Origin of the sequence: Clostridium coskatii (assembly GCF_001675205.1) — a bacterium.
In the GTDB taxonomy this organism is placed as follows: domain Bacteria; phylum Bacillota; class Clostridia; order Clostridiales; family Clostridiaceae; genus Clostridium_B; species Clostridium_B ljungdahlii.
The window spans coordinates 32,974-59,202 of record NZ_LROR01000095.1 but is presented as its reverse complement, the minus strand read 5'-3'; the positions used below and the strand labels follow the sequence as shown (position 1 = coordinate 59,202).

Sequence of the window (26,229 nt, the reverse complement as noted above, 5' to 3'; positions counted from 1 at the left end):
TCCGAATATACGTCAAGATTTATCCGAATAAAACTATAAATTAAATTCTTTTGCTACTAAGTTTATAGTTTTCATTTTATCTTCTTGTTTTATAGCACAAGTAATTCTTATCTCAGATGTAGTTATCATCTTTACACCTATATTGTTTTCTTTAAATAATTTAAGCATCTTTGCAACTACTCCAGAAGTAGTTTTCATTCCTATACCAACTACTGAAAATTTAGTAATGTTTTCATCTATATCAACCTTAGTTTTTTCATTGAAATAACTTTTTAAAATAGTAAGACAATCTTTTAAGTCAATTTTTGGTACAGTAAATGATATATTCACCTTTCCACTTACAGGTGCAGTTTGGCTTATCATATCTACATTTACTCTTTTTTCTGCTATCTTCTCAAATAAATTGGAAATAATGTTTATGTCGTTATCAATATTTGTTAGCGTTATTGCTGCATCTTCATCACTTGTTGCAAGTCCTGTTACTGGTTTACTCTCTAAATTCATACTATCTACCCCCTTAATAACTGTTCCTCTTATATCACTATTGCTTAATCCCACATATACGGGTATATTATACTTTTGAGCTAATTCTATAGATCTAGAATGCATAACTTGAGCACCTAAACTTGAAAGTTCAAGCATTTCCTCATAATCTATTTCATCTAGTTTTTTAGCATCTTTATATTTTCTAGGATCTACACTGTATATGCCATCTACATCTGTATATATCTCACAACTTCCTTTTAGTTTTACAGCTATTGCAACAGCAGAGGTATCTGACCCTCCTCTTCCTAGAGTAGTTATATCTCCTTTATCATTTATACCCTGGAAACCTGCTGCAATTACAACTTTTCCTTCATCCAAACTTTTCTTTATTTTTTCTCCATTTATATCACATATAAGAGATTTGCCATATTGTCCACTAGTTTTTATGCCAATTTGATAAGCAGTATAACTTACAGCATCATATCCTAAATCTTTTATAGCCATAGCAAGCAGTGCACAGGACATCATTTCGCCAGTAGACAAAAGTGCATCTAATTCTCTCTTATCTGGGGTATCTGTAATTTTTTTTGAAAGGGCTATTAAGTCATCTGTAGTATCTCCCATAGCTGATACTACAACTACTAGACTATCTCCATTTTCAACCCTACTAACTACCGTCTTTGCTACATTTTTTATCTTCTCTGGAGTTCCTACTGAACTCCCTCCATATTTCTGAACAATAATTGCCATAATACTCCTCCCTAAATTGTTTGTTATCAATGAATCTTATAAAAAAATAGTGCAGTAAAGGGACACAACACCTATACTGCACAAATATGCATGGTCGTGTACCTTTGTAGCTCTCCACTAAAAGTATATCCATTAAATCATATAAAATGAATATGCCTTTTCAATGACAGCTTTGAACATATTATGTACAAAGCCAAAAACAGTTTCGCCAAACTAGTTTTTTCGGCTGCAGCTCCTTTCTTTATTTTTCAACGTCCGCCGACTAAAAATAAATACTGATAGTTACAGCACCTCTACCCTAAGGTAACTAATTTATTAAATTGTTCTAAGTTTATCACAAATATCTAATGATTTCAACTATTTTTTTACTCTAAATCCTTTAGAACCAGATATGACCCTTCCTATAGTAATTATTTTACCGGTTATACAATCTCTGCATTGGGCAGGAGTATCCCCTGTGCAAATTTTACCTGGATATAGTGCATAAAGCTTCCTATATACACCTTCCGTTACATTTGGCATAACTACATTAGCTCCACTCTGAAGAGCTATAGTCCTGCCTCTTGGATTTAAAGTTTCCATAGCTGTTGTACCAGGAAGATTAATATCTGGCATAATCAGTCTGCTTATAGCCATAACTTTAAGAGCATTTATAAACGTTCCACCTTTTTCATCTCTTAAAGGCGTATCTGCATTTGGAATAAAAGGCCCTACTCCTACCATATCTGCATCTATTTCTTTAAAAAATAATATATCCTCTGCAAGCGACTCAAAAGTTTGGCCAGGAAGACCTATAAGACATCCTGTACCAACTTCATATCCTAACTTTCCAAGATCTTTCAAGCAGCGTTTTCTATTTTCATAACTCATCCCAGGGTCCATTTTTGCATACAGTTCCGGATCCGTAGTTTCTATTCTTATTAAATATCTATCTGCTCCAGCTTCTTTAAAAGCTTTATACTCTTCAAAAGTTTTTTCACCTATGCTGAGAGTTACAGCTATGTCCATTTTCTTCATATTTGATATTATGTATTTTAGCTTATCTACAGTATAGTAATCGTCTTCTCCAGACTGCAAAACAACTGTTTTATAGCCGTATCCTACTGCTTTTTTTGCTAATTCAATTATTTTATCCGGCTCTATTCTATATCTTTTGATATTTTTATTATCACGTCTAAGTCCACAGTACATGCAATTTCTTTTGCATATATTAGAAAATTCTATCAGTCCTCTTAAATGTACTTCATCCCCTACATATTTTTTTCTTACTCTGTCTGCCGCTTTAAAAAGTTCTTCATTATGTTCGTTACTGTTAAATAATTCAACTATTTCACTTTTATCAAGTGTATGATTCAATTCAGCTTTTTCAATTGATTCTAGTAATTTATCCCCCATAGATCATATCTCCTTTACAAAACACTAAGCTTCAGGATAATTGATTTAAACCTGAAGCTTAGTAAACTTTTAATTAATCGAGGAAGTCTTATACACATATAATTCATGCAGCGCCCTTGTAGCCATTATATATTTTAATGTATTTTCATTTTTTTCACAGGTATCTATCATTATAACCGCGTCAAATTCTAAACCTTTGGCAAAATAACTTGGAAGTATAACCTCGCCGCTGGAATAAATCATATCTTCTCTATCAAGCACATTTATATGAATTCTTGCTTTTATTAAATTACCTATAGCTTCCGTGTCTTTTAAATCCCTGCAAATTATGGCTATACTTTCATAACCTCTTTCTTTTAATTCTACAACATTATCTAGTATTTTGTCCACAAGTTCTTTGGAATTATCTACCCTTTTTTCCACAACTTTTTTTCCACTTCTAACTAGAGGCACGGTTTTATCCTCTTCTAGATATTTATTAGCATAATCAATTATCTCATTTGTGGATCTATAGCTCTTATTTAATGAAAAACGCTTTATCTCCAAATCCGGGAGTATGTTTTCCAATTTCTCCACAGCAGGTGTCTCTTTTGAAAATATAATTTTTTGATTGGTATCTCCTACTATAGTAAAAGATTTACACTTTGTAAGTTCATAAATAACCCGAAACTGTAGTGGGGAATAATCTTGTGCTTCATCTATCACTATATGTCTTATTTCATCTCTATATCTTAACCCTTCCAGCTTTATTTTTAAATATAAAATAGGAGCTAAGTCATCATAAATTAGCAGTTTATTTCCATTAAAATCATTGTATAATGTAATTACATCAGGATTTTTAAGCCAAATTAACTTATTTTTTTTGATACTAATTACTTCTTTTATTACATCTCTTATATCATTTCGTCTTTTGTACTCCAGCTCATTTCCACAATCATTTAGTTCACTTTCCGTTAGACTCTTCACCTTATTTTCATATTCTTTTTGTATAGATATTATTAGCCTGTTTCTTTCATCCCTTACCTTAGAGTATATGACTCTTTTTATCCTGGAACTTCTCTTAAACAGAGGCATATCTTTAAAATAATAATTAAGCATCTTATTTATGTCTTCTCCAGATATTATAAGTTTATCGTAAAAAAACACATCCTCTATTTTAAAACAATCTTTTTCCAAGCTGCCAATAAAATTATCTATATCCTGCACATATTCTAAAGAACCCTTATACTTAATTTCTTCAGAAAAATCTTTTTGGTGACTTAATATTTTTTCCATATAATCCTTAAAATCCATTATATAAGGCACATTTAGCATATCCTCTGCAAATTCTCTGAAAGTAGTTTGAGTAACCTTTTCCTCTCCTAAACTTGGAAGTACAAGTGAAATATAGTCTATAAATATGCTGTTAGGACCTAATATCAGTACCTTTCCTTGGAGAACCTTTCTATAATTGTATAATAAGTAAGCTACCCGATGCAGTGCTATAGTAGTTTTTCCACTTCCTGCTACTCCATTTACCACAATAGCCCCTGTTCTAGGCTGTCTTATTAAATTATCCTGTTCTTTTTGTATAGTCATTACAATATCTTTTAACTTTTCACCAGCATTTTTGCTAAGTACCATTTGCAAGATTTCATCTTTTACATCTATACTGGAATCAAACATACCTACTAGATTAGATTTTTTTATAATAAATTGTCTTTTAGAAAGCACTTCTGTTTCTACTTCTCCCATAGGAGATGTATATTTTACAGTTCCCAGCTTACCTGCATAAAACAAAGAAGATACAGGTGATCTCCAGTCAATTACAATAGGTTCGTAACTTTTCCTTCCTGTCACACCAAACCTACCTATGTATATTTCTTCCTCTCCATATTCATCCTGAAATTTTACCTTACCAAAATAAGGTGAATTGCTCAGTATGGTAAGTTCTTTTATGCTTTTATTTACTAGCCTATACTGTTCTTCCTTTTCGTACATTTCATGGTTAAAATATTCTATAACTTTGTCTTCATCATCTTCGTACTGTTCCAAATTTTTTTCTCTTAGCTTTAAAATATAGTCTATTACTTTTTTTCTACTCTCAATGTATTCTAAAATTTGTACCTCAATTTCTTTTAAGACTTCTTCTAATTTTTCCCTTTCAAGATCCAGCTCGACTTCTTTCTCCAATTCCTTTTTTAAATCGTCTCTATACATATTACTATCTCCATTTCATAAGTTACCCATTAGGCATTTTCAAAGAAATAACCATTGAGTATTCTATCCTATTTTCTTCCAAATGCCTTAGAGTAGTCCATAATCAGAGTTTTGTATCCTGAGTTTCCTGTTTTTTGTCATTATATTCTTTTATTATGTCCATAAATTCCTCTCCCATTAAAGTTTCTTTTTCAATTAGGCTTTCAGATATCTTTATGAGTAAATCCTTATTTTCTTTAATAATACTTCTTGCCTTTTCGTGACATTCTTTTATTATGTTCAAGGTTTCATCATCTATAATAGCAGCCGTTTCCGCACTACAATTTTGCACCGGTCTTCCATCCAAATATCTATCTTTTATTGATTCTAGTCCCATCATATCAAATCTATCTGTCATTCCATACATAGTCACCATGCTCCTAGCTGTTTCCGTAGCTCTTTCAATATCATTAGATGCACCTGTAGATATGCTATTAAGCTCTACTTCTTCTGCAGATCTTCCCCCTAGCATGACACATATCTTATCTATCATTTCTTCCTTGCTAACAAGATATTTTTCTTCTGTAGGAAGCTGCATCGTATAACCTAGTGCACCCATGGTCCTCGGAACTATAGTTATCTTATGTACAGGATCCGTATGTTTTAATAATGCAGCCACAAGTGCATGACCTACTTCATGAAAAGCAACAGCTCTTTTTTCAGCATCAGATAAAATTCTATCTTTCTTTTCTTTACCAGCCATAACTACTTCTACTGATTCCTCTAAGTCTTCCTGAATTACTTCTTCCCTACCATTTTTCACTGCCCTTAAAGCAGCTTCATTTATCATATTAGCCAAATCCGCTCCTACAGCTCCAGGAGTCGATTTTGCTATAGAATTTAAATCTACATCTTCTGAAACTTTAACTCCCTTAGTATGAACTTTAAGTATGCTTTCTCTTCCCTTTAAATCAGGCCTATCTACTATAACCCTTCTATCAAATCTTCCTGGTCTTAAAAGTGCCTTGTCAAGTACTTCTGGTCTATTGGTAGCTGCTAAAATTACAACTCCTTTAGAAGAATCAAATCCATCCATCTCTGCAAGAAGTTGATTCAAAGTTTGCTCCCTCTCATCATTTCCAGATACGTTGCCACCCCTACTTTTACCTATGGCATCTATTTCATCTATAAATACTATACAAGGAGCCTTTTCCTGTGCCTGTTTAAATAAATCTCTAACTCTAGATGCCCCCATACCTACAAACATCTCTACAAAAGCAGAACCTGATATAGAGAAAAATGGGACTTTAGCTTCCCCTGCTACAGCTTTTGCAAGAAGAGTCTTTCCTGTCCCTGGTGGCCCTACAAGGAGTGCCCCCTTAGGAAGCTTTGCACCTATTGATACATATTTTTGAGAGTTATGCAAGAAATCAACTATTTCAATCAGAGATTCTTTAGCTTCTTCCTGTCCTGCCACATCACTAAAGTTCACGCCAGTTTCATTTTCCGCATATATTTTAGCGGTATTCTTCCCAAAGGACATAACTCCACTGCCCATTTTTTTATCTAATCTTCCCATTAAAATACTTCCAAAAAACATAATTATACTTAAGGGTAAAATCCAATTTGTAAAAAGGCTTCTCATTAGAGAGCTTTCCTGTGACACGCCTTCATATTGAACTTTGGCATCATTTAGCTTTTTAATTAAATTCTGATCATCTACCCTTTCAGTATAAAGTATTTTTCCTTTATGAGCTGTATCCTTATCCTTGGGAGTTATTATTAGCCTATCCTTGGATATTTGTACATTAGATATTTTATTTTGGTTAATATAATTTATAAAATCACTATATTTTATGTGCTCATATTTTAATTGGCTAGAGTATTCATTAACTATAAACACAATTATAACAGCTAATAGTGAATAATAAATAACATATTTGAATTTGTTACCTTTAAATTTTTTGCTATTAAACATATGTAAGCCTCCACTTTATTTCAACTCATAATCTACTTATATTATAGCAATAAATACTCTTTTTCCTACTAGTATTTACAAAATATTTTTAAAGTTATTTTTAACCAAATATCTATGATATTTGCAAGTAACCACTAAATTTATTTGCCAAAAAGAAATACTATCAAAATTTTGATAGCATTTCTAAAAATTGAAGTATTATATTAACACAGGTTTCTTTAATATGCTTTTCCCCAATAAACTAATTTATCAGCTTTTTTACCACAGCACACGCAGGTATCTGAAATATGTTCTTGTTCAAATGGAATGCATCTTGAAGATGCACCAGTAACTTCTTTAATTTTTTCTTCACATTTAGCGTCTCCACACCACATAGCCTTTACAAAACCTATTTTATTTTCCATTATATCTTTAAACTCTTCCATGTTTACAGCATTATTTGTATTGTTTTCTATAAGATTTTTTGCCTTTTCAAACATACCGTCATGAATTTTATCTAAAAGATCTGGTATATCCTTTTCCAGGTTATCCATGGATACTATTATCTTTTCTCCACTGTCTCTCCTTACAAGTACAACTTGATTTTTCTCGATATCCTTTGGTCCTACTTCAAGACGTATAGGAACTCCCTTCATCTCATATTCACTAAACTTCCATCCAGCCATTTTATCACTGTCATCAAGTTTAACTCTTGCAAATTTAGCTATTCTATCTTTTAGTTCGTTTGCCTTATCCAGTACTCCTTCTTTATGCTGTGCTATAGGTACTATAATTACCTGAGTAGGAGCTATTCTAGGTGGAACTACGAGTCCATTATCATCGCCATGTACCATTATAATTGCTCCTAAAAGACGGGTTGTTACACCCCAGGAAGTCTGGTATACATATTGAAGTTTTCCTTCTTTATCTGAATACTGCATTCCAAAAGATTTCGCAAAGTTCTGTCCTAAGTAATGAGATGTACCAGCCTGAAGTGCCTTTCCATCATGCATAAGTGCTTCTATAGTATATGTAGCTTCTCCTCCTGCAAATTTTTCACTGTCAGTTTTCTGTCCTTTTAATACCGGAATAGCCAGTACTTTTTCACAAAGATCCGCATATACATTCAGCATCCTTGTGGTCTCCTCTTGGGCTTCCTTCTTAGTTTCATGTATAGTATGACCTTCTTGCCATAAAAATTCTGTAGTTCTAAGGAAAGGTCTTGTAGTCTTTTCCCATCTAACTACAGAACACCACTGATTGTAAAGCTTAGGCAAGTCTTTATAAGACTGAACTATCTTAGCATAATGTTCACAAAATAATGTTTCTGATGTTGGACGAACACATAATTTTTCTGTAAGTTCTTCATTACCACCGTGAGTTACCCAGGCAACTTCTGGTGCAAATCCCTCTATATGATCCTTTTCCTTTTGAAGAAGACTTTCAGGAATAAATAAGGGCATATATACATTTTGATGTCCTGTTTCTTTAAATCTTTTGTCTAAATAACTCTGAATATTTTCCCACATAGCATAAGCATAAGGACGTATTATCATACAGCCTCTTACACTTGAATAATCAGCTAATTCTGCTTTTTTTACAATGTCTGTATACCACTGTGCAAAATCTTCATCTCTTGATGTTATTTGTTCTACCATCTTTTTACTCAATTTTAATTACCTCCAAAATTTGAATCTAGTGTAGTTAGTTTTTCCTTTAAATATAAAAAAGCCTCCAATCCCAAAAGGGACCGAGGTTACGTCGGCGGTACCACCCTGATTAATATATTTAAAATATTAAACATATTCTCTCAATTATAATTATAACGGCAATTACCGCTGTATTCTAACAGAACTCAAAGGTAGGTTCAAAATGTACATTTAGAAACTTTCACCACCCGTTTCCTCTCTTAAAAAAATATCATTTCTACTAATCCTCTTCTTTGCATATCACTATATTTAATTAAACTCTTTCTATATAATAGAATACAGGAAATTTATTGTCAATATATTTTTTAAAATTAGAGTTTCTCCAAATATTATACATCTAAAAATATTCCTATTTTTTAAACATCTCCTACTATATCTTACCAAACCAAATTTCTAATAAACTAACCAAAAAACTGCATAATAAGATTAGGAGGTAAATTCATATGAAATTTAAAAAATCTATTGTACTAATTATTTCTATTTTTTTATTTGGTATATTTATTCCAAATGTACATGCTTTTTTAGGCAAGCCTTATTATGTAAAAAACTCGAAAATACCACATCACCTTTATGTAATTTACCAAAATGATCTAACTCCTGCAGAAAAAACTATGATAGTCACCCTTCAAGGAGTAATATCAAATAAGTCATATTCTCAAATATATACTTTAAACAAAAATCAACCTGATTACAAAATATGGCTGGATGATTTAAAAACAAATTACGGGGTAACTTATACCATAGTAAAAGATCCCTGGTATTTATTAGATAAATTTAAATCACTAGTGTCTGGATATGTACTTTACAGCAGTTATCCTGAGAAAAACCCTTCTATTAACAATGCCTGCTCTCTTGCAGCATTAAAAAATTCCATAGCTATAGATAAATCTATAGAAGATAAGGTTAAAAGTACAGGAATTAAAATACAGGGTGATTGTGTAAACACCGATAAATATTGGGCTTATAATAATTTGTGGAATTCAGGACTAAACCATTCCGTTGTAATTCAGCTGTCTCCAAATAAAAATGCTCCTCTTAGAGATTATGGAATCATGAGTAAATGTTTAGTGTTTTATGAGGATGATCTAAAAGATTTCTCACTAAGGGATAAAGTTTTTGAGTCTATGAAAAAGGACTCTACATGCCTTGGATGGGGGCCTGACGAACATAGTAATGTAAGTGCAGCCTCTAAAAATGGAGTAAGTATGGTTCCTGCAGATTGGTCTTACAATTTAACAGTATTAAGTGCCTTTCCATCAGTACCTTTAACACAAAAAAGCAGTGTAAAGCCTGATAAAAAACTTTTCTCTCAACCTATGCACTACGTAACTTTTATAATGTCAGATGGAGATAACCAGCAGTGGAACCTGGGGAGTAATTATGGATCTAAAAAATGGTACGGATCTCCTAAAAGAGGTAGTTTTAATATGGGATTCAGCATAAGTCCTTCTATGTATGAACTAGCTCCTACCGTTTTTAAACTATATTATAAAAATACATCTTCAATTCCTTATAGGGATAACTTTGTAGTATCACCTTCTGGCAATGGTTATATGTACCCTAGTAAATTTAAGGAAGATTCTTTAAACGCATATCTAAAAAGATTAAACAATTATATGGCAGATGTAGATGAAAGGTATGTATCAGTTTTGGATGATTGGTCACTTTATGATACTAAATTATGGAATAAATACACTACTTGTTCAAATGTTGACGGTATATTCTACCTTAATTATAATAAGCAAAATGACTATAAAGGTAAAATTGTATGGAGCAATGGAAAACCAGTGGTGTCCTGCAGAGATGTACTCTGGTCTGGACTGGAAGAGGAAGATGCTCTTATAAATAACATAAATAATTATGTTAATAAAGGCTACACCAACATATCCAAACCTGAAGCCTATACGTTTGTGTACGTTCATGCATGGAGTAAATCTATGAAAGACGTAGAAAAAGTAATAACAGAGTTAAATAAAAATCCTAAAGTAAAAGTTGTCCCACCAGATACATTTATGGATATTATGAAAAAAAATATCAGGAAATAAGCTCTATGGGGGAATCTAAGCAAAAATCAACTTATACTCCGGATATCTTTTACAACCTTCAGCTCGTTAAATATTTTGATAAGTCTTAGTAAAAAATTCTAAAAAAGCTAAGAACTTTTGAAAACTCGTACCTCAAACAATTCAAAAGTTCTAAGTTTTTACGAATTTTTTCCAAGACTTATATACAAAATATTTAAAAGAGCTTCAGCATTGTAAAAATATGCCTGCGTATAAGTTGATTTTAAGCTAGAATACCAACATAGAGTTTTCAATTGAAATTTAGCCTTATACATGAAATATAATGACAAAATTGAAGTCACTTTTAAAAATTTTTTTGTAAGTCTTAGTGAGGTATTTTAGAAAATCTTAGAAGCTTAGATATGTTTGAGGCACGAGTTTAGCTAAGCTTCTTAGCTTTTCAAAATACCGAACTTTAGACTTACTAAAATTTTTAAGGTGACGCAATTTGTCATTATATGATTTAGTATAAGTCAAATTTTAGTTTAAAACTCCTACTATTGTTCTCATAATATCTTCTATTCTATCCTCTATTAATTCAGATGCATGCTTCATAGAATATTCAAGCGACATAGGTTTATCTATGATACTAAATAAGGAAGTAACACCAATATCATATAAGCTCTTATAGTTATCTCCAAGACCACCGGACAATACAATTACAGGCTTATTGTATTTTTTAGCTAGTTTTGCAACGCCTAGAGGAGCCTTTCCAAAAGCAGTTTGAAAATCGGTGTTTCCTTCTCCTGTTATAACTAAATCACTGGCTTTTATTTTATCTTCCATTCCAGTAATATCAATTACAACATCTATACCTTTTTCTAATTTAGCATTTAAAAAGGCCATAAGTGCAAATCCCATTCCACCTGCAGCACCTGCTCCTGGAGTTTGTGATAAGTCCTTATTTAGAGTATCCTTCACAACCTCAGAATAATGCATTAAATTATCATCCAGCAATTTGACCATTTCAGGAGATGCATTTTTTTGAGGTCCATACACAAAAGATGCACCATTTTTACCACATAGAGGATTAACCACATCCGATGCAACAATAAATTCACTTTCATATATTCTGCCATCTAAACTGCTTAAATCCACCCTTGCCAGCTTATCAAGGCATCCGCCTCCATAACCAATCTCCCTATTACATTCATCTAAGAAGCTTGCACCTAAAGCCTGCAGCATACCTGCACCACCGTCATTTGTAGCACTTCCTCCTATTCCAATTATAAACTTTCTACATCCTTTATTTAGAGCGCTTTCTATAAGCTGTCCAGTTCCATAAGATGTAGTTATAAGTGGATTCCTTTTATTTTCAGGTACAAGATATAATCCTGAAGCCGAGGCCATTTCTATAATTGCAGTTTTATCTTTTAATATTCCGTAATGAGCTTTTATTTTTTCTCCTAAAGGTCCATTAACTTTTTCAAAATATTCTGTACCTTTTGTAGATGAAACAATTGCATCTACTGTACCTTCTCCCCCATCTGCAATAGGAACTTCCAGTATATCCATCTGAGATACCCTGAGTATTCCTTCTCTAAGAGCACTGCAAACATCTTTTGAAGACAAACTTCCTTTAAAGGAATCTGGAGCAAGAAGTATTCTCAATTTTAATTCCCCCTATAATACTACTAGTACAACATTCTAATTAAACCACTACATTTTGTTTGGCAGCATTTCTTCTAGACTTAATTACCATAGAAATAGCAGCGGTAATCATTAAGAATATTCCTAAAACAACAAATCCAAAGAATCCTCCAAATTTTCCTTGAATCCACCCTACAATATAAGGTCCCAAAAATCCTCCCAGGTTTCCAAGAGCATTTATAAGTCCCATAGCTGCTGCTGCCAGCTCAGGTCTTAATATGTCTGTAGGTATAGCCCAGAATGGTCCATAAGGTCCATATACTCCTATAGCTGCTATAATTAAAAATATCATTTTTCCTACAGCCGTATGTGCAAAATACTGTCCTCCAATAAGTCCAAATGCTCCAATTAAAAGAGGTATAGCAACATGCGTTTCCCTTTGATGCCTCTTATCAGATAAGGAAGAGTTAACAGCCATAGATGCCATTGCAAAAATAAAAGGTATTGCACTTATAAGTCCTACTGCAGAAGAATTAAGTCCTTTAAAACCTTTTACAACACTTGGCACCCACATAGTATATCCATAAAAACCAGACATCCAGAAAAAGTAGGCAACCAAAAGCAATATAACTGTTGGATTTTTAAAAGCTGAACCATATCCAGTAGCTCTAGGCTTATTTTCATTTTCTTTCGCAATTGTATCTTCTACATATTTTCTCTCATCGTCAGATACCCATTTAGCATCAGTTGGACTATCAGATATTGCAAACCACCATACAAATCCCCAAATAAGAGGTAAAAGTCCTTCAATTAAAAATACCATACGCCAGCTTGTTATAGATATAAGCCAACCTGTAATAGGTGCCATAATAACAGCAGATAACGGCATGTTAATCATCCAAAAAGCATTAGCACGAGCTCTTTCTCCTGACGGAAACCATTTAGCAAGCAGTACTAAAACTGACGGCCATACACCACCTTCAAATACTCCTAAAAGTAACCTTAATACAAATAGCTGAGCTTTACTTTGTACTAAACTTGTACACATAGCAACTATACTCCAAAGCATAATCAGTATAAATACAACTTTTTTGGCACTCCACTTATCTGCTAGTATAGCAGCTGGTATCTGCAGTACCATATAACCTACAAAAAATATTCCTGAGGCTATACCCATATCTGCACTTGTCAAGTTAAATGACTTATCTATATATGGAAGTATCATAGATACATTTATTCTATCCATATAAGCCGTCATATACATTACAAATGCTATAGGTATAATTCTCACCCACCTTCTTGATGTCCCCATGTTCACACCATATCCTTTCTTATAATTTATTTTTATCCGATGGCTACCAGCCGTAATACCCCCATCGCACACAGTGAAAGCGACTATCGCCAAATCAAAAATTTGGGATATCTGCTTTTCTTATAAAGTGGGGAATATTAGAACTCTTGAGCTTGAGCGATTTAGAGTTCTTATGCTGTGCATAACGGCTGCTACGCCTCTGGATAACGATTTCTAAGTTTCAGATGGAGAAAAAACTCCACCTGAAACCAAGAACTCTGTTTATATAAACTAGTTCACTGTACTTAAGTTTTTAGATTATAATATATTTTAAATGAGTTAGCACAGAAAACTAAGTTTTTATTTGTACACCTCGGCATATTCATAAGCCAACTTAATTGCTTCCTCCATACTTACTGAACTTACAATATTTTTACCTGCAATATCAAAAGCTGTACCGTGATCAACAGATGTCCTTATAAAAGGCAGTCCAACAGTTATAGAAATAGTTTTCTCAAAGTCTACCATTTTCGTAGCAATATGACCTTGATCGTGATATAGTGATATTACTGCATCATAAGTACCTTTTAATGCCTTATAAAATACTGAATCTGCTCCTATAGGCCCTTCTATATCTATACCTTTTTTTCTTGCAGCTTCTACCGCAGGAACGATTTCTTCAACTTCTTCCATTCCGAAAAGTCCGTGCTCCCCTGCATGAGGATTCAATCCTGCAATTGCAATCCTAGGATTTTTCACTCCCAGCTGCATAAGTCCCTTACTGCATTTTAGAATGTATTCATAAATCTTATTCTTTTTTACAGAACTTACAGCATCCTTAAGTGATAAATGCCTGGTCAAAAAAAACACCCTTAAATTACGTACTTGAAACATGGTCATAGGATCATCTGTACCTGTAAGACCAGCCAATATTTCAGTATGTCCAATATAATTTATTTTTGCAGCCTTTAGAGCTTCTTTATTTATAGGAGTAGTTGCTATAGCATCTACCTTATGTTCACCTGCAAGCTCTACAGATTTTTTAATGAATTCAAAAGCTGATTTTCCTGCCTTTGCTTGTACCTCTCCAAATTTTATTTCATATCCATTTACATTATTTAGATCAATCAAATCAATTATTCCAAATTCAAATTTTCCCTTTTCTACTTTGTCTACAACATTTATTTCTAAATTTATATTGGTCACTTCTAAAGCTCTTTTTATTGCCCTCAATTCTCCTACTACTAGAGGGTTCACTTTATCATAAATAATTTTTTTGTTAAGAGCTTTAACTACTATTTCAGGTCCTACACCTGCTATATCCCCTATTGGTATTGCTACAATTTTTTTATTCATTTTTACTACCACCTTTAACGTTTTTTTCTACAGCAGACAATATAAAGTCTGCAGATGTTTCATTCCCAATTAGTCCTCCTTTGGTTATTATGTTTAATCCATCAAATTCGCCTCCTACTGCTTTTCCGTATACTGCAAGTGGAATTATTTCATCTATTATTTCCACACCAATTGAATTTATATTTTTCAAAAACCCCTGGCTTATATCTCCTCCAGTTAAATAAGCAAGATTAATGTTGAAATCCTTTACATTAAGTATATTTTTTGCTAGCTTATTTAATCTATCTGATATAATATAAGATATACTCATGCTAGCTTTATCCCTTATTTCATCTTTTTCTAAAGAAGTACTTATGCAGAGATACTTATATTTCTTATAATTTTGTTTAAAATAACTTAACGCCTCTTGCAATTCGTCTTCAAAATCATCTATTAAATTACTCACATCTACGTTATAAATAAGTATATTTTTATGTTCTTTAAAATATTCTATTTGCCTTCTAGTTAAATCTGTAGTACTTCCTATAACCATTAAGCTTCTATAAAAATCTTCTTTGCCTGACTTTAACAAATTTAATGAAAAATATGCCGTAAAAGGCCCTGGATCTATACATACAATTTTCTGCTGTGACAATACACATGCATCAGCTATAATTTTAATATCCTCATTTGTTACTGCATCTATAACAATTATTTCATTAGAATTATCCTGTATTTCTCTACTTAAAAAATTACTTCCTTTTAAAACTTTCTCCAAATATATATGTCCAACACTTTTACTGCTCTGAGATTTTATAATATCAATTACATTAGATGATTTTACCGGGGTTTTAATATCCTTTGAAACATTAGTTTTTTCTAGTGGTACTCCATTTACAAGAACATATCCTCCAATACAAATTCGTCCAGATGAAGGATAAGAAGCTACTACAACAGCTTTATATTCTTTCCCCAATTCATCTAGTACACCATCTATTTCACTTCCTGCGTTTCCTCTCAAGGTACTATCTATTCTTTTGCTTATAACTTTAACTTGATCTTTAAATTCATGGGTTATACTTTTAATCAAGTTATACGAATACTGCTTTTCCTTATCTCTAGTGTCTGTGTTTATACAGAAAACATCTTCATCACTATGAAAATTTTTCACATCATCACTTCTCAAAAAAGAAATAGCATTTAGTCCCTTTGTCTTAAGTAGTACCCCTGTATCATTTGCGCCTGTAAAATCATCAGCCATCACTAAAACACCTGGCATATATACCCTCCTCTTTTAATTAAACCAGATATATCTATTCTCTCTTTCTCATTTTTGTTTGCTACTTTCTTGTCCATATTTCTTTTAAAAAATCTACTATTTTAATACGTCTCTCTTCTGGAAGGATTTTGTTTTCTCCTTTGTTATAATAAAACATGTAATTTGTTCTATACTGTTTATATATGTTCATATTTGTTTATATATGTTATAAACTATAAAAAATATATAATTCCTTCTTATTTTTTTAAATTTTTAGAAATTATTTCAAAAATCTAAAGAGACTTAGATAAACTCGTGCATCAGACATATCTAAGTCTCTAAGGTATTCTAACTTAAAAATCAATTTTTAAATAACTTTTCTAAAAATGAAGAAGCTTTATTAGTTTTTATAGGAAAATAAACCTCGTCTGTATTTTCTGTTATAGGCTTAAATTCATAGCCATGAGATTTGTAATAACTTATTACTTGAGGCAGCGCAGTACAAGTATTCTTATGCATATAATCGCAGTGCATTAAAAGTATTACTGGATTGTGTTTATCTGGATCTTTAGTAGCCTCTTTGACTAGTTTATACGGTGGAATCTTTGGATTAATTCCATCAGATGCCTGTATGTTCCAGTCATATATTTTGAACTTATTGTTGTGCAATTTCTCTAAAAACCTTTTATTTAGGTGTTTCCTGCTCCCTCCTGGAAATCTTATTAAATGACTTTCTTTCCCTGTAACTTTCTTTATTAATTCGTTAGATTTATTCATTTCATCTATAAAACTGTCGCCATTTCTGTATATTTTTCTATATTTGTGACTATATGTGTGAAGTCCTATACTGTGACCTTCACTATATATTCTCTTTACTACCTGTTCATTATCTTCTATTTGATTGCCTATGAGAAAAAATGTGGCTTTTACATTGTTCTCCTTTAGTATGTCTAGGAACTTATCTGTAAGTTTGCTGGGTCCGTCATCAAAAGTCAAGTAAATTACTTTTTTATTGTCCTTCTGTAAATCATCATTCAGGTTATGTTTTGAATTATTTGCAAAAACCACATTGAGGTTTATTGTCATAAAAAATATACACATAAGTACAACTGTTTTGACAAATATGTTATTTTTATATTTCAACCTATAGGACCTCCTAATCTAAGTCTTTAACTGAATCTTTATGGTTTTTTAACCACTCAGACCAGCTAGTATTAAAATTGTCCTTATTTTCTTTTGCGTATTCATAGAATTTCTTTATAAATTCCGATCTCTCTGAAGATTTACTTCCAACTTTATGAAAAGGCTTAAGTAAATTTTTCCCTCCAAGCAAAATCTGTCTCTCCATTATATCGTCTAAGCTTACATCCTTAGCATTTTTCATAATATCGTACATTGTCATAAACGTAGTAGTCCTTCCAATTCCGGCTTTGCAGTGAAAATGCATCCATGTACCTGGCGGCGTTTTCTTTACAATGCTTATGAAATAGTCCACCATTTCATCTGTAGGCCCTTCTGTATCTGTAACAGGTATTCTTACATAGGACATCTTATTTTCTTCCGTAAGTTCCCTCTCATCTTGAACTTTATCTGGAATTATTTCTTTTTCTTCAATACCAAGTTTCTCATTTAATTTGATACCTTTTAACCTTTCGCTTTCATCCTTTAATACCTGCTCCCTAGTAAGTCCCTTATTTGCATTATTTTTTTCTTCTCCTACCCAGCTAACTGCCAGGTCATTTATAAAACCATGGGACTCTTCCCTTAAATCTACTACCAATATAGGTACATTGCCTATTTCCTCTTTCACCATTTTTATATTCTGCCCTGTAAACTGTGCGCTGCCTGAAGCATTTAAAGAGGATAGTCCCTTCAAATTTAAGGCTTTACCATAAACTCTAATGTCATCTGTAGTTTTTCTGAATCTCTTAGGAATTTTATTTTTCTTTTTAGAGTCTATTTTAAGCTGTACATTTTTATTTTGTATGTGTTCAAGCTGCACATTTTCATTTTTCATTCCTGTAACTTCCTTGGAATATACTACAGGTACTCCAAGTAAAGATACTAAAAACATAGTGCACATAAAAATACTTAATTTTTTCTTCATACCTTGCCACCTCTTTTTTATTAATCACTTATATATTTTATAAATAATATCTCTGCTTATTATGTGTATATTTTCTTATTCAATGCTAAAAATAACTATGTATTTTGAATCTAAGGAGGGTATTTTTATGGCTAAAGCAGGAATGAGAAGGCCCGATCCAAGTGACCCTCATGGTACTGAAAGCAATAAAAAGATGAAATCTAATAGAAATACTGTGAAACCTGTGAAAGAAATCCAGGGAAAAGCTAAAACTGGTAATAAGAAAGCAGGATTAATTTAGGAGGTAACATAAATGACTAAGGACAGTCAGCCTGATAACAAAAAGGCCAGAGCTAAAAAAAGTAAAGGCCAGATACCTATTACTGAAGAAGGACAAAACCATAATAAAAACAGTAAAAAGAAATCAGCAAAATAAAAACATTTAAAATGGGAGAAGTCATTAACAATATATAATGACTTCTCCCTAAATTAATTTATTAACTAAACATTTTAAGCAGCAATGTTGCTATAACAACCATAGATGCTCCGCCAATTCTTGTAGATATTTGTGAAAATGGCATAAGTTCCATACGATTTGCTGAAGACAAGATTGCTACATCACCTGTACCACCAAGTCCACTGTGACATGCTGTAACTAAAGAAGATTCTATTGGATACATATTTATATACTTGCCAATAAAAAATCCTGATGCCATCATTGACAAAACTATGGATATACAAATAATAATGTATGCTGGTGTGATTGCTCTAACCAAATCACTAAACGGAGTATATAATACACCAATACCAACTAACAACGGTTAAGTTAAGCTTGATGATACAAATTTATACAAGTGATGAACACCTTGTTCTGTTTCAGGTGGTATCACATTGAGATATTTAACTATTGCTGCAGTAAATATCATAATGATAGGTGCTGGTATTCCTATAAGCGGACTAGTTAAAAGACCAAATACATAGAAAGTACAAGCAATTAAAAGACCGCTTCCCATAAGTTTAAAATCAACAGGTTTTTCAGCTTTTTGTTCTGCAAGTATTTCATTATCTTCTTTTGTCTTTACTAACAGTCCATTACCAGTAAGGTCTGGTCTTTTTTCAGCATAACGTTTCAATACTCCAGCACTTACTATAGCAACAATATTTCCAAGTACTGCTGCTGGAACTAGTTTTGCAATAAGGAGACTTTGAGGTTGGTGTAAAATTTCTGAATATCCCATAGTTAGCGGCAATATTCCTTCTCCAATTCCTCCATCAAGTATAGGGGCTACAATGTAGAAGAAAGTATAGCCTGGCTTATATCCAAATAATAAGCCCACTAACATTCCACCTGCAATTGCCATAATAGTTCCTACAACTAAAGGAACAAACATCCTGACAAAACCTTTTATCAGTACTTTCCTATTCATTCCTAGTATACTTCCTACAACCAAGCATGAAATATATAAATATAAGAAGTTAGAATTTTTCATTATTCCAGTAATCGCTTTCATGGATGTTGTGTTAAGCAGTTTAAAATATACCATCATAGAAGGTATTATTATTGATAAAATTGCAGCACCACCAATGTTTTTTAACACTGGAAGCTTTGATCCAAGGTCTCCGAAAAATGTTCCTAAAACTATGATTATTGCAAAACCACCTATCATATCTGCAGGAAGTTTTTTTGTTACTGAAGCAAAATAGATTATTGCTGCCAGTACAATAAATATTGGAAGAGGTGTAACCCCTATTTTATAATTTACAAATTTTGAAATAAAATTATTATTTTCAGATTTAGGCATGTTAATTGTACCTTGCACGTAAATTCCCCCTTGTTTTCATATTCTCACATATTAAATTCCAAGCAAAGTCTTCGTATGTTTTTCAACCATCTCTGGAGTGACATCCTTTTTCCTCGCAACACCTGTATCAATAGCAGCTTTTGCTACGTATGCGGCTACTTTTGGAGCTATTCTCAAGTCAAAAGCATTAGGTATTATATAGTCTGGTTTCAATTCTTCTTCACTTACAAGTTCTGCTATTGCATATGCTGCAGCTATTTTCATCTCATCATTTATTTCACTTGCCCTTACATCTAAAGCTCCTCTAAATATTCCTGGAAAAGCAAGTACATTGTTAACCTGATTTGGAAAATCTGACCTCCCTGTGCATACCACTTTAGCTCCAGCTTTTATAGCTAAATCAGGAAGTATTTCTGGATCCGGATTTGCCATTGCCATAATTATTGAATCTTTATTCATGGACTTTACCATTTCTTCAGTTACACAATTAGCTACAGATACTCCTAGAAATACATCTGCACCTTTTAAAACATCAGCAAGAGTTCCTTTCTGAAGATTAGGATTTGTTATTTCTGACATTTCATCCTTAAACTTATTCATTCCAATTGGTCTTTTCTTGTATATAGCACCTTTAGTGTCACAAAGTATTACATTTTTTGTTCCCATCTTTATTAAAAGTTTTGTAATAGCAGTCCCTGCTGCTCCTGCTCCATTTACAACAATTTTTAAGTCTTCAAATTTTTTATTTACTATCTTTAATGCATTTATAAGACAGGCCGCTGAAACAACTGCCGTTCCATGTTGATCGTCATGAAATACAGGGATGTTACAAACTTCTTTAAGCTTTGATTCAATTTCAAAGCATTCTGGAGCTTTGATGTCCTCTAGATTTATTCCTCCAAAAGTTGGTTCCATAAGTTTTACAGCTGCTACGATTTCATTGATATCCTTACTTTCCAGACATATTGGAAATGCGTCTACTCCAGCAAAAGTTTTAAATAAAACGGATTTTCCCTCCATAACAGGAAGCCCTGCACCTGCTCCTATATTGCCAAGACCAAGAACAGCTGTACCATTTGTTACAACAGCTACCCAATTTCCTTTTGATGTATAATCATAAATACATTCTGGATTTTTATTAATTTCTAAGCAGGGTTCTGCAACTCCAGGTGTATATGCCAGCGTTAGATCTTCTTTGTTTTTAACGGGTACCTTGCATTTTAGTGCAATTTTACCTTCATTGTCTTTGTGAAATTTTAATGCAGTTTCTTTTAGATTCATGAATATTACCTCCAACTAATATTTAAATCATAAAAATAATTGCTTTATTACTTTATTTTCAAATTTATTATAAATTTCATATTGCAATTTATAAAGTTATTGAAACTTTCTAAATAATTTTGTAACTAAAGTAAGTGAAAACCTTTAACTTAAATTTACACAAATAAAAAACCTTTAGTTATTAATCTAAAGGTTTTTTTCTTTGCATATATACTTTTTTATATAACTATTTTCAATGTCTACGCATTTATATTTATGAATAGGTCTTCCAACAGATCCATAAATGACTTCTACTCTCAAGGCACCTAGCTTATTTAAAAAACTTAAATATTTCTTCATGGAAACTCTTGATATTCCAACATATCTTGCAATCTCACTTGTTGAAAATGTATCTTCTTTCATTTCTATTACCTTTGTCCATACTTTTTTTAAAGTATTTTTATCAAGTCCTTTTGGCAGCTGTGGGAATACCTGATTTTCTTCTCGATTATTTAAAATAAGCTGATCAAGTTCTGTCTGACTAAGTTCTTTTTTTTGTTTCATAAAATTCTGTGCTTCTCTATAGGCAGATAATGCTGAATTAAATCTATCAAATTCAAAGGGCTTTATCAAATAATCCACTGCACCGTATTGCAAAGCTCTTTTTATAGTTTGAATATCACAAGCAGCCGATACAATAATTATATCCACTTCTTTACCCATTTTTCTTACTTGAGATAATAATTCCAATCCACTCAAACCGGGCATATATATATCCAATAAAATTAATTGTATATCGCTTGTTTTTAAAACTTTTACAGCTTCTTCAAAGGAACGTGCTACAGCTTTTAATTTAAATCCACCTACTTGACTAAGGTATTTTTTATTAAATTCTGCAACCATAGGATCATCTTCAACAATTAAAACATTAATCATTTACCATTCTCTCCTTGCTCTTATAAGGTATATAAATTGAAAATAGAGTACCCTTACCTAACTCTGAGTATATTTCAATCTCACCACCTAATCTCTCTACACTTTTTTGTACTAAATAGAGACCTAATCCTCTGTCATTTCCTTTTGTTGAATAACCTTTTATAAAAAGTTTTTCTTTCGTATCTTCATCAATTCCAGAACCACTATCATTTACCTCTATAGTCAGAGTTTCTTTCTCATATAGTAATGTTAAATTTATTATCTTTTCTTTGGAATCCTTTACAGCTTCCACTGCATTTTCAAGTAAATTGCCAAGTATAGTTACAACTTCATGAGTTAACTCAGGATTTTCTGGCTCAGGGATAAAGCAGTCTTCGCATACTTTTAACTTGACATTGATTTCTCTAGCATAGCTCATTTTACCTAAAATAAATCCAGCAAGTACAGGATCCTTTACATGCCTTACTATAAATCCTATCTCTTCTTGATATTTATTTGCAATTCCATTTATATAGTTTGTAAGTTCATCATAGCATTTCATATGTAACATACCTAATATAACATGTAATTTGTTCATAAACTCATGGGTTTGTGCCCTAAGTGCACCTGCATATTGTTTTACTCCTGTAAGCTGTTCCGCTAATACTTTCATTTCAGTTTTATCACGAAAAGTTGATATAGCACCTACAATTTTCTTATTCACTAAAATTGGCATACGATTGGTCAAAATCTTTATCCCTCTGAGATCTTGCACCTGGTCAAATTCTGGTTGTCCAGTTTTTAGAATATGGTTTAATCTGGTATTTGGAACACAGTCCTCCGCTTTTTCACCAATAAGGTTGGTAATGCCTGCTTTGTTGAATATCCGGGCTGCCTCTTCATTTACTAGAGTAATTCGGCAGTTTTCATCTACAGTTATAACACCTTCTCTTATTGAGTAAAGCATTGCATTCTGCTCTTCTAAAAGTTTTGCAATTTTCCAAGGTTCTAATCCAAACATGGTTTTTTTAATGCTTTTGGCAAGCAGCATAGCACCTATAACTCCAACTATAAACCCTATACCTATACCTAAATATATAATCATTCTACTTTGTGAGACAGCCTGCTGCACAGTATTTAACGATATGCCAACACAAACCATTCCTACTTGCTTGCCGTCTGCAGTGAATATTGGAACAAATGCTCTAAGTGACTTACCCAATGTTCCCTCAGCAGTTGAAACGTATTCATGGCCTTTCAGAACCTCTACATCGTCACCACCAACAAAATGCTTTCCTAGCTGATTTATATCTGGATGCGATTTTCTTATACCTTTCATGTCAGTAACTACAACAAATTCTACATCAGTTGATTTTCTTATTTTATTCGCTAGTTCTTGAATGATTTTTTCATTTTTCTTATCACTTAAAGATTCAATTATAGTAGGTGAACTGGCAGCCATCCTAGCAATATAGGACGCTTTATTAGATAGACTTTTTTCTGCGTTACTTGATATTTTTGCACTTATAAGAACATCTGTTACTAATAGAGAAATGGCCACCACGCCGCAAACAAGTAAAGTTATAGTGGTTTGTAAAGTTAATCTAGGTTTTTTTATTCTCATATTTCCTCCAAACACTTTGTATTTAAATCTATTTTAATTATAACATGTTTTCCATTAATCTTCATATAAATGCTATTTCTGTCATGTGACGACTTATTTTTTTCCACTTTCTAAGAATATTTTTTCCATTATTTTAATATTTGACTTATAGTAATCTGGGTGATATAATTTAATACTGCATAAGACAATTATTATGCGGTATTAAGTATTCAAACACTTAACCCAACATGGGGGCGCAATGGTTTCGACAGGGGTGTGATGTGTTTGAGAAGCGAGTCGAGGGAACCTGTGGGCCCGCGTTAAAAAACTATGGGATTAAATATAAACGAAAATAATAACGAAAATTTAGCTTTAGCAGCATAGTCTGCTAGCCGTCAGCCTAGACTTCCCGCGATCTAGGGTCTGGCGCCGATAGCGGGGAAACGAGCCTAGGAAAGCTTTGACCTAGGAACGGAATTTATGAAGCTACTGAATTCAGAAGCCTGTCCTTAGGCGTCTGAAGGAGGGAATTTTAAATTAAGGACTGCACTCGGAGATGCTCAAATGTTTCTGCTTTTGGACAGGGGTTCGATTCCCCTCGCCTCCACCAATTAAGTCCACAATTAATATAATAAATTATAGGCATAGAAATATAACTCCAGCTTAGTTTTAGGCTGGAGTTTTTTATTTACTATTTCTGTGGTTGAAAATCTACCTGGTTTAATGACATTATTGTAATTATATCTCCCTCATTTAAATTTGCAGTTACTTGCTGTACTCCTCCTTGCCCTAAAACTTCATTTACTTCAGGTGAGCCATCTTTATATACTATAAAGTTTCCAGCACCACTTTTGGGAGTTACTACATATCTTCCACTGCCAATATCTTCTCCTACTACCCATCTACCACTACATAATGACGTTGCTTTATACTCTGTAACAAATGCAGCTGTCACAGGTTCAAAATGTGTCTTATTTATACTTTCTAATTGAATTTGTTCATCTTTTACAAGTTTAACTCTTACTTTAGGAACTCCCATATTGTCTGCACTACCTAATACTTCATTTACTGTTAAGGTTGGCTCTGACGCATTTTGAATTATAAAATTGCCTGAGCCATCTACTGGAGTTGCATCATACAGCCCTTCTTCTATATCTTTTCCCACTGTAAATGTACCTGCGCCTAAATCTGTTGCTTTTCCTTGAACTTGTCTTTGTTTAACTTCCTGCTGCTTAGTAGATGGTTGGCTTGTATTTTTACTATTAGAAGTTTTTGTACTTGAAGTAGCATTATTTGATGTATTAGATTGTTTACTGCCTCCTAATGCTGATCCAATGCAGCCTAGTATAATAACCACAATTACTACACTTATTATTTTATGCTTCATGAAAAAAATTCTCTGATCTTTACCGCAATGTGGACACTTTTTAGCACCTTTTGCAATTTGTTCTCCACAAGCCTTGCATGTTGTCATTTTATTATTTTCCAATGTAAATACCCCCTCAATTATGTAATTTTAATTATATTGTAACAAAATATTCATATTATGTCTATTTTGGTATAAAAAAAGAGTCCCCGGTTTCCCGGGGTATAAATTATTTCTGTACTATTGTTTATAAATTATGTATTTTTTAATTAAACAGTATAAAAAGATCCCTCTACGTAAAAGATATATTTGTTGATATTTATCTTACGAAGGGAGGTCTTTTTATGATTATATTAAAAGTCTTGAAACAATTATTATTTATTTTATTGTTTCAAAGTCTTTCAATGCTAATTTTGACATTGGTATTGTTTAAAATCATTTAATTACTATGTTATTTAGTATAAACATATTTGTATTTTTTATTATTTATTTTTCTAATTAAATTTTATTTATGTATTATACTATGTACAAAAAATAAAGTCCAGAATAGCTTTTTTATACTACTCTGAGCCTTAAATTATTACTGAACCGTGGCTATATTTTGTTCAGCATTTTATACAGAAGCCGATACGTTCTGTCCAGTACTTTGTACATTACTTGATGCATCCTGTTTAATATTAATAGTACCTGCTACATCTGCAACATCTTTACTTACATCAAAGGCAGGAGCTACTAATTTACTGTCCTTAACCGCTGAATTTATCTTTCCACAAATAGTCTCCCTAAAATGATCCAATTCCTCCTGAGATATTCCTGGTATCTTTTCAATTAGCAACTTATCAAATTCTTTCTTTTTCTGTTCTCCTGCCTGTGGAATAAATTTAAACTGCTGCTCTATTATATAGTAAATATCTTGCGCTATTTTATAATCCTTGTTATACTGGTCAACGCCCATTTGCTCTATAAGAGACTCTCTTTTCTTCTTAAGATAAGTAACTCCTACTGCCACACCATAAGAAGCTAAAGCTCCTAATACACTTAATACTCCACTTGAAATTATATTTGCTACTTCATTTCCTAACATACTTTTTTCCTCCCAAAATTTAATTTGTATTCTTGATAATTTAAAAAGAGGCTATTCTACTAGCCTTATAAAACAAAATTCTCATCATATCTTTTGATCGA

General features: G+C 32.5%; 19 protein-coding genes, 1 other RNA gene, 1 pseudogene, 1 riboswitch and 1 other annotated feature. Of the genes and pseudogenes, 4 read left to right on the top strand and 17 right to left on the bottom strand.

All coding sequences use genetic code 11. The features are described 5' to 3' along the window. Window positions 1-33: 33 nt before the first annotated feature. From CLCOS_RS20000 to proS, 5 genes are all read right to left on the bottom strand, one after another. On the bottom strand, window positions 34-1,236 hold the full coding sequence (locus CLCOS_RS20000; RefSeq protein ID WP_063601116.1) for an aspartate kinase: 1,203 nt from the start codon (window positions 1,234-1,236) through the stop codon (window positions 34-36). Between the two features lie 99 nt (window positions 1,237-1,335). Further along, window positions 1,336-1,540: riboswitch (Lysine riboswitch) on the bottom strand. Between the two features lie 53 nt (window positions 1,541-1,593). Further along, window positions 1,594-2,631, bottom strand: coding sequence for a [FeFe] hydrogenase H-cluster radical SAM maturase HydE (gene hydE / locus CLCOS_RS19995; protein ID WP_013240436.1), 1,038 nt, complete (start codon window positions 2,629-2,631; stop codon window positions 1,594-1,596). 69 nt (window positions 2,632-2,700) lie between these two features. Continuing rightward, window positions 2,701-4,830, bottom strand: coding sequence for a HelD family protein (locus tag CLCOS_RS19990; protein WP_063601117.1), 2,130 nt, complete (start codon window positions 4,828-4,830; stop codon window positions 2,701-2,703). Window positions 4,831-4,933: 103 nt separating this feature from the next. After that, window positions 4,934-6,787 carry an ATP-dependent zinc metalloprotease FtsH gene (ftsH, locus tag CLCOS_RS19985; RefSeq protein ID WP_013240438.1) on the bottom strand — a complete coding sequence of 618 codons (1,854 nt, stop codon included), beginning with the start codon at window positions 6,785-6,787 and terminating at the stop codon, window positions 4,934-4,936. 218 nt (window positions 6,788-7,005) lie between these two features. Next, window positions 7,006-8,424, bottom strand: coding sequence for a proline--tRNA ligase (gene proS, locus CLCOS_RS19980; protein ID WP_041705614.1), 1,419 nt, complete (start codon window positions 8,422-8,424; stop codon window positions 7,006-7,008). 84 nt (window positions 8,425-8,508) lie between these two features. Continuing rightward, window positions 8,509-8,718: a binding site (T-box leader), on the bottom strand. 200 nt (window positions 8,719-8,918) lie between these two features. On the opposite strand from proS, the gene CLCOS_RS19975 reads away from it, so the two are divergent. Continuing rightward, window positions 8,919-10,520 (top strand): GxGYxYP domain-containing protein, encoded by a 1,602-nt coding sequence (locus CLCOS_RS19975; RefSeq protein WP_153042966.1) that lies wholly within the window; start codon window positions 8,919-8,921, stop codon window positions 10,518-10,520. A 498-nt stretch (window positions 10,521-11,018) separates the two neighbouring features. Here the strand turns inward: CLCOS_RS19975 and CLCOS_RS19970 are convergent, their stop codons facing one another. From CLCOS_RS19970 to CLCOS_RS19945, 6 genes are all read right to left on the bottom strand, one after another. Continuing rightward, the gene (locus tag CLCOS_RS19970; RefSeq protein ID WP_063601119.1) at window positions 11,019-12,149 is read right to left on the bottom strand and encodes a glycerate kinase; all 1,131 of its coding nucleotides are present in this window, start codon (window positions 12,147-12,149) and stop codon (window positions 11,019-11,021) included. A gap of 40 nt (window positions 12,150-12,189) precedes the next feature. Next, window positions 12,190-13,533 (bottom strand): MFS transporter, encoded by a 1,344-nt coding sequence (locus CLCOS_RS19965; protein WP_242872343.1) that lies wholly within the window; start codon window positions 13,531-13,533, stop codon window positions 12,190-12,192. A 246-nt stretch (window positions 13,534-13,779) separates the two neighbouring features. Further along, the gene (gene pdxA, locus CLCOS_RS19960; RefSeq protein ID WP_063601121.1) at window positions 13,780-14,775 is read right to left on the bottom strand and encodes a 4-hydroxythreonine-4-phosphate dehydrogenase PdxA; all 996 of its coding nucleotides are present in this window, start codon (window positions 14,773-14,775) and stop codon (window positions 13,780-13,782) included. Continuing rightward, window positions 14,768-16,033 (bottom strand): four-carbon acid sugar kinase family protein, encoded by a 1,266-nt coding sequence (locus tag CLCOS_RS19955; RefSeq protein ID WP_063601122.1) that lies wholly within the window; start codon window positions 16,031-16,033, stop codon window positions 14,768-14,770. Before CLCOS_RS19955 ends, pdxA begins: the two co-directional genes overlap by 8 nt. Before the next feature lie 339 nt (window positions 16,034-16,372). Next, a complete protein-coding gene (locus tag CLCOS_RS19950; RefSeq protein WP_063601254.1) occupies window positions 16,373-17,113 on the bottom strand; it encodes a polysaccharide deacetylase family protein in 741 nt (246 codons plus the stop codon). 55 nt (window positions 17,114-17,168) lie between these two features. Continuing rightward, window positions 17,169-18,119 carry a fused DSP-PTPase phosphatase/NAD kinase-like protein gene (locus CLCOS_RS19945; protein ID WP_013240446.1) on the bottom strand — a complete coding sequence of 317 codons (951 nt, stop codon included), beginning with the start codon at window positions 18,117-18,119 and terminating at the stop codon, window positions 17,169-17,171. Between the two features lie 127 nt (window positions 18,120-18,246). Here CLCOS_RS19945 and CLCOS_RS22610 point away from each other — a divergent pair, with 127 nt between their 5' ends. Both CLCOS_RS22610 and CLCOS_RS23035 read left to right on the top strand, forming a co-directional pair. Continuing rightward, window positions 18,247-18,399 (top strand): hypothetical protein, encoded by a 153-nt coding sequence (locus tag CLCOS_RS22610; RefSeq protein WP_013240447.1) that lies wholly within the window; start codon window positions 18,247-18,249, stop codon window positions 18,397-18,399. A 12-nt stretch (window positions 18,400-18,411) separates the two neighbouring features. After that, window positions 18,412-18,534: a hypothetical protein gene (locus tag CLCOS_RS23035; protein WP_023162421.1), complete on the top strand. Its 123-nt coding sequence runs from the start codon at window positions 18,412-18,414 to the stop codon at window positions 18,532-18,534. Window positions 18,535-18,595: 61 nt separating this feature from the next. On the opposite strand, the pseudogene CLCOS_RS19940 reads toward CLCOS_RS23035, so the two are convergent. The 4 genes and pseudogenes from CLCOS_RS19940 to dcuS all read right to left on the bottom strand — a co-directional run bounded on the left by CLCOS_RS19940 (window position 18,596) and on the right by dcuS (window position 23,699). After that, window positions 18,596-19,900: pseudogene (locus tag CLCOS_RS19940) on the bottom strand (2-hydroxycarboxylate transporter family protein). Between the two features lie 51 nt (window positions 19,901-19,951). Beyond that, window positions 19,952-21,181: an NAD(P)-dependent malic enzyme gene (locus CLCOS_RS19935; RefSeq protein WP_063601123.1), complete on the bottom strand. Its 1,230-nt coding sequence runs from the start codon at window positions 21,179-21,181 to the stop codon at window positions 19,952-19,954. 186 nt (window positions 21,182-21,367) lie between these two features. Next, the gene (locus CLCOS_RS19930; protein ID WP_063601124.1) at window positions 21,368-22,096 is read right to left on the bottom strand and encodes a response regulator; all 729 of its coding nucleotides are present in this window, start codon (window positions 22,094-22,096) and stop codon (window positions 21,368-21,370) included. Continuing rightward, window positions 22,089-23,699: a DcuS/MalK family sensor histidine kinase gene (gene dcuS, locus CLCOS_RS19925; RefSeq protein WP_063601125.1), complete on the bottom strand. Its 1,611-nt coding sequence runs from the start codon at window positions 23,697-23,699 to the stop codon at window positions 22,089-22,091. The genes CLCOS_RS19930 and dcuS overlap by 8 nt, the downstream gene beginning before the upstream one ends. Window positions 23,700-23,928: 229 nt before the next feature. On the opposite strand from dcuS, the gene ssrA reads away from it, so the two are divergent. After that, window positions 23,929-24,288: a transfer-messenger RNA gene (ssrA, locus tag CLCOS_RS19920) on the top strand. 81 nt (window positions 24,289-24,369) lie between these two features. Here the strand turns inward: ssrA and CLCOS_RS19915 are convergent. Both CLCOS_RS19915 and CLCOS_RS19910 read right to left on the bottom strand, forming a co-directional pair. Further along, entirely contained in the window at window positions 24,370-25,167 is a 798-nt protein-coding gene (locus CLCOS_RS19915; RefSeq protein ID WP_063601126.1) for a zinc ribbon domain-containing protein, read from the bottom strand. Window positions 25,168-25,657: 490 nt separating this feature from the next. After that, window positions 25,658-26,128 carry a hypothetical protein gene (locus tag CLCOS_RS19910; RefSeq protein ID WP_063601127.1) on the bottom strand — a complete coding sequence of 157 codons (471 nt, stop codon included), beginning with the start codon at window positions 26,126-26,128 and terminating at the stop codon, window positions 25,658-25,660. Window positions 26,129-26,229 lie beyond the last annotated feature (101 nt).